The sequence below is a fragment of the bacterium genome (assembly GCA_020440705.1).
Lineage (GTDB): Bacteria > Krumholzibacteriota > Krumholzibacteriia > LZORAL124-64-63 > LZORAL124-64-63 > JAGRNP01.
This window is the reverse complement of record JAGRNP010000131.1, coordinates 1-10,797: the sequence shown is the minus strand read 5'-3', so window position 1 is coordinate 10,797 and position 10,797 is coordinate 1. Positions and strand designations below refer to the sequence as shown.

At 70.6% G+C, this 10,797-nt stretch carries 12 protein-coding genes; 6 read left to right on the top strand and 6 right to left on the bottom strand.

What is annotated here, in order from left to right:
* The first annotated feature begins 382 nt into the window (after nucleotides 1-382).
* From KDM41_15310 to KDM41_15300, 3 genes are all read left to right on the top strand, one after another.
* Nucleotides 383-1,183 (top strand): SDR family oxidoreductase, encoded by an 801-nt coding sequence (locus KDM41_15310; protein ID MCB1184796.1) that lies wholly within the window; start codon nucleotides 383-385, stop codon nucleotides 1,181-1,183.
* 332 nt (nucleotides 1,184-1,515) lie between these two features.
* Nucleotides 1,516-1,719: a zinc ribbon domain-containing protein gene (locus KDM41_15305; protein ID MCB1184795.1), complete on the top strand. Its 204-nt coding sequence runs from the start codon at nucleotides 1,516-1,518 to the stop codon at nucleotides 1,717-1,719.
* Nucleotides 1,720-1,955: 236 nt separating this feature from the next.
* Nucleotides 1,956-2,561: a hypothetical protein gene (locus KDM41_15300; GenBank protein MCB1184794.1), complete on the top strand. Its 606-nt coding sequence runs from the start codon at nucleotides 1,956-1,958 to the stop codon at nucleotides 2,559-2,561.
* Between the two features lie 86 nt (nucleotides 2,562-2,647).
* On the opposite strand, the gene KDM41_15295 is transcribed toward KDM41_15300, so the two are convergent.
* The 6 genes from KDM41_15295 to amrB form a co-directional block, all read right to left on the bottom strand.
* Nucleotides 2,648-3,571 (bottom strand): phosphatase PAP2 family protein, encoded by a 924-nt coding sequence (locus tag KDM41_15295; GenBank protein MCB1184793.1) that lies wholly within the window; start codon nucleotides 3,569-3,571, stop codon nucleotides 2,648-2,650.
* On the bottom strand, nucleotides 3,568-4,575 hold the full coding sequence (locus KDM41_15290; protein ID MCB1184792.1) for an NAD-dependent epimerase/dehydratase family protein: 1,008 nt from the start codon (nucleotides 4,573-4,575) through the stop codon (nucleotides 3,568-3,570). Before KDM41_15290 ends, KDM41_15295 begins: the two co-directional genes overlap by 4 nt.
* A 2-nt stretch (nucleotides 4,576-4,577) precedes the next feature.
* Nucleotides 4,578-5,714, bottom strand: coding sequence for an N-acetyltransferase (locus KDM41_15285; GenBank protein ID MCB1184791.1), 1,137 nt, complete (start codon nucleotides 5,712-5,714; stop codon nucleotides 4,578-4,580).
* 91 nt (nucleotides 5,715-5,805) lie between these two features.
* Nucleotides 5,806-6,990, bottom strand: a complete 1,185-nt coding sequence (locus KDM41_15280; protein MCB1184790.1) for an aminotransferase class I/II-fold pyridoxal phosphate-dependent enzyme — start codon at nucleotides 6,988-6,990, stop codon at nucleotides 5,806-5,808.
* Nucleotides 6,991-7,120: 130 nt separating this feature from the next.
* The gene (gene amrA, locus KDM41_15275) at nucleotides 7,121-7,693 is read right to left on the bottom strand and encodes an AmmeMemoRadiSam system protein A (GenBank protein ID MCB1184789.1); all 573 of its coding nucleotides are present in this window, start codon (nucleotides 7,691-7,693) and stop codon (nucleotides 7,121-7,123) included.
* Nucleotides 7,690-8,577, bottom strand: coding sequence for an AmmeMemoRadiSam system protein B (gene amrB / locus KDM41_15270; GenBank protein ID MCB1184788.1), 888 nt, complete (start codon nucleotides 8,575-8,577; stop codon nucleotides 7,690-7,692). The genes amrA and amrB overlap by 4 nt, the downstream gene beginning before the upstream one ends.
* Before the next feature lie 115 nt (nucleotides 8,578-8,692).
* Between amrB and KDM41_15265 the strand changes: the two genes are divergently transcribed.
* The 3 genes from KDM41_15265 (at nucleotide 8,693) to KDM41_15255 (ending at nucleotide 10,635) form a co-directional block, all read left to right on the top strand.
* Nucleotides 8,693-9,037: an STAS domain-containing protein gene (locus KDM41_15265; protein MCB1184787.1), complete on the top strand. Its 345-nt coding sequence runs from the start codon at nucleotides 8,693-8,695 to the stop codon at nucleotides 9,035-9,037.
* A gap of 1 nt (nucleotide 9,038) precedes the next feature.
* The gene (locus KDM41_15260) at nucleotides 9,039-9,494 is read left to right on the top strand and encodes an NUDIX hydrolase (protein MCB1184786.1); all 456 of its coding nucleotides are present in this window, start codon (nucleotides 9,039-9,041) and stop codon (nucleotides 9,492-9,494) included.
* Between the two features lie 97 nt (nucleotides 9,495-9,591).
* Nucleotides 9,592-10,635, top strand: a complete 1,044-nt coding sequence (locus KDM41_15255; protein MCB1184785.1) for an Mrp/NBP35 family ATP-binding protein — start codon at nucleotides 9,592-9,594, stop codon at nucleotides 10,633-10,635.
* Nucleotides 10,636-10,797: the final 162 nt, after the last annotated feature.

Below are 10,797 nucleotides of genomic sequence, written 5' to 3'. Positions count from 1 at the left end.
GAGCCAGGTGAGGGCGAGGGCGCCGGCGAAGGCGCCGAGGCGCACCGTCCGCCAGTGCCGGAAGCGGCGCATGCGCGTCACGTGCGAGGGCGGTTCGATGACCTCGCCGCCCCGTCTCTGCTTGTATTGGTCCAATGCGGATTGCGACTTCTTGAACATGCGGGATCTTCCTTCGCACGGTGTCTCTGCCGTCCGGATGCCGGATCGCTCCCCATCGTTTCCCGGGCTTCCCCGTTGCGGATCGGTCCACCGGGGACCTGCAACGGACGTGCCGCCCCCGCTGCGCCCCGGCGGCGGGCGATTCCCGTGGCGCCCGAACCCCGGGCGTGTCATGGTGTTCCTGATCGGCAGATACGGAACCGACTTGACGGGAGGACGCAGCATGGATCTGGAAATCGGGGGGCGCCGGGCCCTGGTGACCGCGGGCTCGCGCGGCTTCGGCCTGGCCACGGCCCGCCGCCTGGTCGACGCCGGGGTTTCGGTGGCGCTCTGCGCCCGGGGACGCGACGACCTGGACACCGCCCTGGCGGAGCTGAACACCCGGGCGCGGGCGTCCCGGGGCGACGGGGCGGCCCCCGTGACGGGTGACCTGGTCGACGTGACGGATCCCGACGCCGTGGCCGGATTCGTGGCCTCCCGGGGCCCGGCCGACCTGCTGCTGGTCAACGCCGGCGGACCGCCCGCCGGCCGCTTCGAGGATCTGGACCTCGAAGCCTGGCGCGCCGCCTACACCCTGACCGTCGAGAGCGCCGTCCGCCTGTGCCGCCTCGTGGTGCCCGGCATGGCTGCCCGGGGCTGGGGGCGGGTCGTCGTCGTCACGTCGGTGAGCGTCAAGCAGCCCGTGGAGAACCTGATGCTCTCGAGCGTGCTGCGCCCGGCCGTGCAGGCCCTGGTGCGCACCCTCTCCGACGAGTACGCCGGGCGCGGGGTCACCGTCAACGCCGTGGCCCCCGGCTACCACACGACCAGCGCCGTCGAGCGGCTCATCGCCGCCCGCATGGAGCGCACCGGCTGCAGCCGCCAGGACGTGCTCGACGGCTGGACCGGCGAGATCCCTGCCGGCCGCCTGGGCGATCCGGACGAATTGGGGGCCCTGGCGGCCTTTCTGATGTCCGGCCCCGCGGGCTACATCACCGGCCAGCAGATCGTGGCCGACGGGGGCTGGGTGCGGAGCACGTTCTAGGAAGCGCGGCCAAACATGTCCCGGGTGGTTGCGATCTTGACGGGACGTTTTCCATGACTATCTTGGGGCCGGACAAGTAGTCAATGGGTTTCGCAGATATCGGAGTCGGCGCGGCCGGCTGCGGGCGAGAAGGGCACCATGGAAAAGTTTCTCGTCTTCATCGTGATCTATTTCGTGGTGGTGAACTTCGTGTTTCCCCGCCTGGGTCTCAAACCGGGTTGAGGGCCGACCCAGTGCTCGATCGGTGATCGGGAAGAGAAGACGAAGTCCGGCCGCAAGACCGACGAATCCGCGCCCTAGACAGCGGCGGCGCGGCCGCCGGGGAGGAAACCATGCCCCTGTACGAATTCGCGTGCCGGAAGTGCGGCCATCGGTTCGAGGAACTGATGACGGCGGCCGAATTGGCCGAGAAGAAGCTCAAATGCCCCGCTTGCGGCTCCCCGCGCACCGAACGGGAGCTTTCGGGCTTCGCCACCGGCAGTTCCGGCGGCGGTTTCCCGGCCGGTGGGGGCTGCGGCCAGGGCGGCTTCACCTGAGGCTAGGGCCAGGACCCGCCGGGTGCGGGCCACATCAACAGTCAAAATTTTCGAATTATTTTTAGATATACGCACATGATGGTTGATTTTTTTTCCTGTGGTGTGCTATCATCTTCTCACATCAAATCCGTGCGGGTGCCGTGAGGCGCCCGCCTTCTCTTGAGGACACGCCCGCGGCCGCCCTGTCGGCTCCGGGCCCCCCGGCCCCCGCCGGGGAATCCGAAAGCGGCGAAACCATGCGGTTTTTCGGCAATATCCGGACTTCGGGGCGGTCGGTCGCCCTGCTCGCGCTGGGGGCCTTCCTGACCTGCGGCGGCGTGGCGCTGGCCCAGGCGACGCTCCCGTCCCCCAACGCCCTCGGTCTGTACTTCGACAACGAGGCGTCCACCAACAACCTCTCGCTGGCCGGTCCGGCCTCGGTGCAGGCGTATCTGGTCTTCACCGACCCCACCGTGGCCTCGGTCACCGGGTGGGAGGTCAAGATCACGGCCACCAGCGGCACCTCCGTCACGGGGGCCGATCTGCCCGTGGGCACGACGGCGCTGCAGGCAGGTCCCGAGAACTGGGCGGCCGTCCTGGCCGAACCCATGCCGGGCAACACGCTGACCAAGCTGGCGATCTTCACCATCACCACCGACGCGTCCGACAACACGCTGATCTACCTGGGCAACATCGACAGCCCGTCGGCGCCCGGCGACCTGCCCGGCGTGAAGCTCGGCGACGGCAGCTGGGTCTCGCTGCCGGTGCAGTCCGGCGACCCCTCCCAGCCGGTGGCCGGCATCAACACGGCCCTGCCCACCGACGTGGCGAGCTGGGGCGACGTGAAGGCGCTCTTCCGCTAGACGCGATCCGACCAGTCTGACCAGGACGCCGAGGGCGCTCCCCACCGGGAGCGCCCTCGTTTCCGCGTGGGAACGGTGCGGCGGGTTCAGCGGCGGCGGCGCGCCACGCGGTCACGGGCCCGGTCGCCGAGGCGCCGGCCGCCGTACACCACGAGGGTGGCCAGGATCAGGCCGGCGAAGACGTCGACCACGTAGTGGTAGCGGCAGTACACCGTCGACATGCACAGCAGCACGAAGATGGTGGTCATCCACCAGCGATGGCGCGGGAAGTGGATCCACGTGTGCCACCAGGGGATGAACGACGCCGCCACGTGGCTCGAGGGGAAGGCCGCCCCGAGCAGGGCGCCGTTCTGGTGGATGTAGAGCATGATCTTCGTGAAGATCCAGCCGTCGACCTCCACGTAGCCGGCGCGGAAGTACTTGGGGCCCCAGGCCGGGAAGAGCGTGTACATGGTGTAGCAGATGAGCATGGTCACGCTCAGGTCGCGGATGAAGTCGCGCACCGCGTCCCAGCGCTCGTCCGCGGCGAGACCCCGCGCCCGGAACACGAGCACGACGAAGGCCACGGCCAGGAAGTAGTAGGTGAAGTAGGCGAACTCCATCAGTTCGTGGAACCACGGCCAGGGCCAGGCCCGCGACCATGCCAGGCTCGGCTGCAGGCCGAAGATCTTCTGCTCGAGGGCGATGAGCGCCGGGTCGAGGCTGTTCTCGAAGTCGAAGAAGATGAGCCCGAGGTGTTCCATCTCCGCGTAGAAGAGGGGGAAGATGAAAGGCAGATAGATCTCGCCCAGCAGACGCGGCAGGAACCAGCGGCTGCAGCGCAGCAGCGGCGGCACGAACCACACCGCCAGGGCCAGCAGCCCGTGCTGGAGGGCATTCAGCCAGGGGTCGGGGAAGACCGAAGGCTTCAGCACCGGGTAGAACGCGCTCAGGATGAGATAGACCACCACCAGCCGGTCGTAGTTCATCCGGCGCAGCGAGAGTTCGACGAGACGGCGGCGCAGGGTCACAGCCATCCGCTCCCGCGGGCCGCGGCGATGGTCTCGGCGAAGCCCCTGGCCGCGTCGCGCGCCGCGACGAAGCCCGTGTCCCGGGTCAGACGGCCGCCGTCGCACACCCAGCCGGAGGCGGCGAGGTCGTGCACCCGGTCCCGGTTCAGCAGCAGGCTCGTGCCGTCGCCGGCCAGGCGTGCGATCGCGTCGCCGCAGGCGGCCGCGCCGCGCAGCACCCCGAGCGGAATCTCGATCCGGCGCACCGGGCGGCCCGCGGCTGCGGCCAGGGCGTCGCGCAGGTCGTCCCAGTCGTAGCCGGTGCGCGCGTCGGAGACGAAGTAGATCCCCGCGGCGGCCGGGGTGTCCAGCAGCGCGACCACGGCGGCGGCGGCATCCCTCCCGTCGACGAGGCTGAGTCCGGTCAGGTCGCGCCCCAGCTTCACCGTCCAGCCCCGCAGGGCCCCCCGCAGCAGCGGCAGGAATTCCCGGTCGCGGGGCCCGTACAGCGACGGCGGGCGCAGCACCACCTTGCGGAAGCGGGCCGCGGCGCCGAGCACCGCCTCCTCGGCCGACCGTTTGCTGCGGCCGTAGGCGGAGACGGGACGGGCGGGCTGGTCCTCGCGGGCGGGGGCGTCCAGGGGGGCGGGGCCGTGTGCGGCCAGGCTCGAGACGAGCAGGAAGGTGCGGTCCGGGTTGTCGCCCCAGGCCCCGGCGGCCGCGGCCAGGAGCGTCTCGGTGGGCCGCACGTTGCCCCGCCGGTAGGCCGCCTCGTCCGGGGCCGCCACCACGCCGGCGCAGTGCACCACCGCGTCGGCGCCGTCCACGAAGCCGCGGCAGGCGGCGGCGTCGGCCAGGTCGACCGTCACGATCTCGAGGTCCTTGCCGTCCAGCCAGGCGCGGCTGCTCGTGGGGCGCACCGCCACCCGCACCCGCCGCCCCGCGGCCAGCAGGGCGTCGGCGATGTGGCTGCCCAGGAAGCCCGAGCCGCCGGTCAGGGCGATGGTGCCGGGCCCGGCGTCCATGCTCAGCCCACGCTCTTCTCGTAGACGCGGTAGGTCTTGTACATGTCGGCGCCGTAGCCCTCGAGGATCCGGTTCATGGGTTTGTTGTCGGCCAGGATCCACGAGCATTCCGCGGCGGTGATGCCCTTGGCGAAGCCGGCCTGCATGGTGCGGTACACCATGGCCATGTCGATGCCCAGCTTGCGGTACTCGGGCAGCACGCCCATGAGGATCGTGCGTGCGTACGCGATCTTCCGCTTGGCGAGCAGGAACTTCAGCCACCCGAAGGGCATCAGGCGGCCGCGCAGGCCGTGGGTGGCCTGGTTGAAGTCGGGGATCGTCAGGCTGAAGCCCACCGGTTCGCCGTCCATCTCGGCGACGAGCAGGAAATCGGCGTCGACGAGCGACTTCATGTCCTTGGCCATGTAGGCGAAGTCCTCGTCGTCGAGGGGAATGAAGCCCCAGTTCGCGCTCCAGCACTTGTTGTACAGGTCGCGCACGAGCGAGGCCTCCGCGAAGAAGTCCTTCATCACGAAGGGCCGGATCACCAGGCCGGGACGGGCCAGGATGCGCTCGATGAGGCGGGCCATCTTCTCCGGGAATTCGCCGCCGGTCCGGATGTCCCAGGCGAAGAGGTCCTTGGCGCCGGCGAGTCCGAAGTCCTCGAGCTGCTTCTCGTAGTAGCGCGGGTTGTAGGGCATGCCGATCACCGGGCGGTCGAAGCGGCCGTCGACCTGCAGGCCGTACCAGTCGTGGTTCGAGGTGAAGCAGCCGGGGCCGCGCATGGTGTCCATGCCGCGGGCGCCGATCCACTCGGCGGCCGTGCGCAGCAGCAGCGCCGCCGCTTCCGGGTCGTCGTCGACCTCGTAGAAGCCGAAGAAGCCCACCTTCTCCTGCCAGTGCTCGTTGTTGTAGCGGTCGACGCAGGCCCCGATGCGCCCGACCACCTCGTCCCCGCGCCGGACGAGCCAGAGCTCGGCCTCGGCGTGGCGGTAGAACGGGTTCCGGCCACGGTCGTGGAAATGGCGCATCTCGGTGAGCAGGGGGAAGACGTAGTGGGGATCGTTGCGGTAGATGCGGTAGGGCACCTGCAGGAAGGCCTCGAGGGCGGACTTGTCGGCGCCGACGGCGACCAGCTGCAGCTCGCGGGCTGTGGACACGGGCTTCCTCCTGAAAGAAACCGGGCTGCCAGCCGACAGCCCGGGGTCCTCGCGTGGGCATCGCGGTGCGCGGCCGCGGCCGCGACGGCGGTCAGGCGGGCACGATCTCCAGTTCCCGCGCCACCTTGACCATGATGTCCATCGCCTTGTGGATCTCGTCCTCGGTGTGGGTCGCCATGAGGCTCAGCCGGATCAGGGCGTTGCCCTCGTCGACGGCCGGGCTGATGACGGGGTTCACGAAGACGCCCTCGTCGGCCAGGCGCCGGCACATCTTGAAGGCCGCCATGTCCTCGCCCACCACCGCGGGGATGATCGGCGTCTCGCTCGGGCCGGTGTCGAAACCGGCGTCCTTGAGGCGCTCGCGCATGATGTCGTTGTTGCGCCAGAGGGCCTCGTGCCGCCAGGTCTCCTCGAGCATCACGTCGACCGCGGCGGAGACCGAGGCCACCGAGGCGGGGGGCATGCTGGCCGAGAACATCAGGGCCCGCGCGATGTGCTGGATGTAGTGGATCACCTCGGCGCTGCCGGCCACGAAGCCGCCCACCGACGCCAGCGACTTGCTGAAGGTGCCCATGATGAGCTCGACGTCGTCGGTGAGCCCGAAGTGGTGGCAGGTGCCCCGGCCGTGGTCGCCCAGCACGCCCACGCCGTGGGCGTCGTCGACCATGAGCGTCGCGTCGTGCTTCTTGCACAGCGCCACGATCTCGGGCAGCCGGGCGATGTCGCCCTCCATGGAGAAGACGCCGTCGACGATGACCAGCTTGCCGCGTTCGCTCTCCGACGCGAGCACCAGCTCGAGGTTCTCCATGTCGTTGTGCCGGAACTTGCGCACGTCGGCGAAGCTGAGGCGGGCGCCGTCGATGATCGAGGCGTGGTCGGTGCGGTCGACGATGATGGTGTCGCCGCGGCCGGCGATGGAGCTCAGGACGCCCTGGTTGACCATGAACCCGGTGCTGAAGACGAGGGCCTTCTCCTTGCCCACCAGGGCGGCCAGCTTCTCCTCGAGCTCGATGTGGATGTCGAGGGTGCCGTTCAGGAAGCGGGAGCCCGCGCAGCCCGTGCCGTACTTGGCGATGGCCTCCCGCGCCGCCTCCTTCACCTTCGGGTGGTTCGTCAGCCCGAGGTAGTTGTTGCTCCCGAGCATGATGATCTCACGCCCCTGGTACCGGACCGTGTTGGTCTGGGCGGACTCGATCACGCGGAAGTAGTTGTACAGATCCGCGGCCATCAGCTGCCTGGCGGTCTGGAATTTCGCGACTTTGTCCAGCAAACCCATGGTCACCGTCTCTTTCGGAGATCGGGGATGAAGACCGGCAGGGGGCACCGGTCCGATGACGACGACCCACCATGGCCTCGCCGCAGAAAGCACGGGCCCAGAAAATAGCCCGTTTACACCGTTCTAACAACTAGAAAACTTCGGCTGCGAAGACGTGAAATCGTGCTCCCTCCTGCCATCCGGCGGGTCCCAGCCCCGCTTTCAGGGCCAGGTGGCCGAGGGTCGTCACCAGGTTCCAGCCCTGCTCCGTGGCCACCTGGGGCAGGAAGACGGCGCGGCGCCCGCCCTTGTCCAGCACGATGCCGTGTTCGCCGACCACGATGTCGTCCGGACCGGCCACGGGCCGCAGCGGGGTCAGGGCCGAGACCTCGAGGGTCAGGCGGGGCAGTTCGGCGGCGCCGACCGGCGGGAAGCGGGGATCCTCGCACGCGGCGGCCCGCCCGTTGCGGGCCACGGTCTCGGCCAGGGGCAGGTGCCCCTCGATGTGGCCGATGCAGCCGCGGAGGCGACCGTCCCGGTGCAGGGTCACGAAGGCGCCGCGCGGGGCGGCCAGGCGCGGCTCCCAGGCGACAGCGGCGGCCAGGGCCAGGCTCTGGGCATCGGGCGGGGTGGTGCCCCGGGCCGCCGCCGCCACCGCCAGCAGGGCGATCTCCCGCAACAGGGCCTTCTCGGGGGCCGTCAGCAGGCCGGCGCCGGCGCTCATGGCGCCCGTCCGGCCGCGTCGGCCGGCTCGCCGCTGCAGAGCAGCACCGCCGCGTAGCTCACCGACACCGAGTAGTCGCCGTCGCGGTCACCGCTGCGCCGGTAGTCGAGCAGGGCGCCTTCGTAGCCGGCGGGCAGGCCGGTCTCCAGGGCCAGGGCGGCCGCCTCCAGGCCGCACATGGTGATGCCGGTCCGCTCCCCGAAGGCGCGCAGGCCCGCCGGATCGCCGGCCAGCACCTTCAGGATCGCGCCGGCGTCGAGCTGCTCGAGGGCGGCGGGCACGTCGTCGGTGAAGGGCACGTAGCCGAACGAGCGGCCGTAGTGGGTCAGGTCCGTCGAGACGAGGAGCAGGGTCCCGGCGTCGAGCACCTCGCCGAGGGCCGCGGCGGCCGCCCGGACGACGGCGGGTTCGAGCCGCGGCACGAGCACCGGCACGATGCGGGGCACCGCCTCCGGCCAGGTGCGCTGCAGCAGGGGCAGCTGGATCTCCACCGCGTGCTCCTCGGCGTGGGCCGAGTCGTCGACGGCGAAGGCGGGCGAGGCCGCCAGACGGTCCACGGCGGCCGTGTCCACGGCGACCTCGCCGAGGGGCGTCGCGTAGGCGGCGGCGCCGCTCAGCGCCAGCCGGCGCAGGGGGACCCGGTGGTTCGGCGCCAGGATCACGACCCGCCGGGGCGCGGCGTCGCGCAGCAGGCCGTAGAGGCGTCCGGCGGTGGCGCCGCTGTACAGGTAGCCGGCATGGGGCACCACGGCGATGAGGGGGCGGCCGCGGGGACGGTCGGCCGCGACGGCGTCGGCGAGGAAGGCATCGACCTCCCGGCGCAGCCGCGCGGGGTCGTCGGGGTACCAGGTGCCGCTGAGGACGGGGCTGCGGACGGCGGACATGGGAACCTCCCGGGATCTGGTCCGATAATCCGGGTTGGAAACCGCTCGCCCCGACTCTATCATATATGCACTGGCACAAGAACCATGGACGCACATTCCGCACCGGGAGGGCGCATTGAATATCAAGCAGAGCGACAAAGGCGAGGTGATGGTCCTGAACCTGTCCGGCAAGATCATGGGCGGGCCCGACCACGAGAAGTTCATGTCCGAGATCAAGACCCTCATCGCGGCCGGCCAGGTCGACGTGCTGCTGGACATGAGCAAGGTCAGCTGGGTGAACTCCACCGGCCTGGGCATCCTCGTCTCCGGCTTCCACACGCTGAAGAAGAACGGCGGCCGGCTGAAGATCTGCAACGTGAGCGACCGCATCGACAACATCCTGAACGTGACCCAGCTCAAGATGGTCTTCGAGACCTTCGACAGCTGCGAAGCCGCGCTGGCCTCGTTCGGCCAGGAGTAGCGTGACCGCCCAGGCGGCAGGGGCATCGGGGGCCGGATTCCGCAATCCGGCCCTCACCGTCGACGGCGTGGTCTTCGCCGGCGGCGGGCAGCCGCGGGTGCTGCTGATCGAGCGCGGCGGCGAACCCTTCCGGGGGGCCTGGGCCCTGCCCGGCGGCTTCGTCGACTACGGCGAGGACATCGACGCCGCCGTGGTGCGCGAGATCGCCGAGGAGACCGGCCTGCCCGACCCGGGTTTCCGCCAGTTCCGCACCTACGGTCGGCCCGACCGCGACCCCCGGGGCCACACGGTCTCGGTGGTGTACGTGGCCCGGCTCGCCGGCCCGCCGCCGGCCGTGGCCGGGGGCGACGACGCCGCCCGCGCGGCGTGGCATCCGCTCGACGCCCTGCCGGAGCTGGCCTTCGACCACGCGCGCATTCTCGCGGACGTCCTGGACGATCCGCGCCATCGACCCTGAACCCGCATCCCTACCGGTCCGCCCGCCGCAAGCGCCGCGCGCCGACCCGTCGCCAAGGAGTCCCGTCGTGAGCCCGAACCTGAATCCCGAAATCGTCATGGAGGCCCTCAAGGAGGTCCACGTCCCCGGCACGAAGGTCGACGTGGTGAAGATCGGCCTCATCGGCGAGATCAAGGTCACCGGCGGCGAGGTCGTCGTGACGGTGGTCAAGACCACCGAGAAGGACGAGACCATCGCCAAGGTCCGCGAGGACGTGGCCGCCCGGGTCTCCGCGCTGCCGGGCGTGCTCTCCGTGCAGGTGCCCATCGACGACCGCAGCCGGCCGAAGCAGGCCCCGCGCGGCCCCCACGGCCAGTCGCCCGACCCCTTCGCCGACCGCGCCAAGCTGCCCGGCGTGCGCAAGGTCATCGCCGTGGCCAGCGCCAAGGGCGGCGTCGGCAAGTCCTCGGTCGCGGTGAACCTGGCCCTGGCCCTGGCCGACAACGGCCACAAGGTGGGCCTGCTCGACGCCGACGTCTACGGCCCCTCGGTGCCGACGATGCTCGCGCTGACGGAGGGCCCCGAGGTCACCGACGACCGCAAGATCCATCCCGTGAAGGCCCACGGCCTGCAGATCATCAGCATGGGCCTGCTGCTGCCCCCCGACCAGCCCGTGATCTGGCGCGGGCCGCTCGTCTTCTCGGCCATCAAGCAGTTCCTCAAGGACGTGCAGTGGTCCGACCTCGATTTCCTCGTGGTCGACATGCCGCCGGGCACCGGCGACGCCCAGCTCACCCTCGTGCAGCAGGTGCCCCTGTCGGGCGTGGTCATGGTCACCACGCCGCAGGAGGTCGCCCTGGCCGACGTGCGCCGCGGCATCCGCATGTTCGGCGAGACCGAGGTGCCGGTGCTGGGCATCGTCGAGAACATGAGCTACTTCGTGTGTCCGGACAGCGGCCAGCAGTTCGACATCTTCGGCCGCGGCGGCGGCGCCGAGGTGGCCCGGCAGTACGACCTGCCCCTGCTCGCGGAGATCCCCATCGACCCGGCCATCCGCAAGGGCGGCGACGCCGGCAAGCCCGCCGCCCGCGAGGAGGGGCCGGTGCGCGAGGCGTTCCTGGCCCTGGCCCGCAAGGTGGCCGAGCTGGCGGTCGAGGTGTAGCTCCCGCCCGAGGTCCCGCTGCGAAGGCGACGACGGCCCGGATCCGCAGGGGATCCGGGCCGTCGTCCGTTCGGCTCCGGTCGCAAGGGCGACTACTCGGAGTAGCCCAGGTCCTTCAGGCGTCGGCGCACGGTGTCGTCCAGGTCGTTCCAGTCGCCGGCG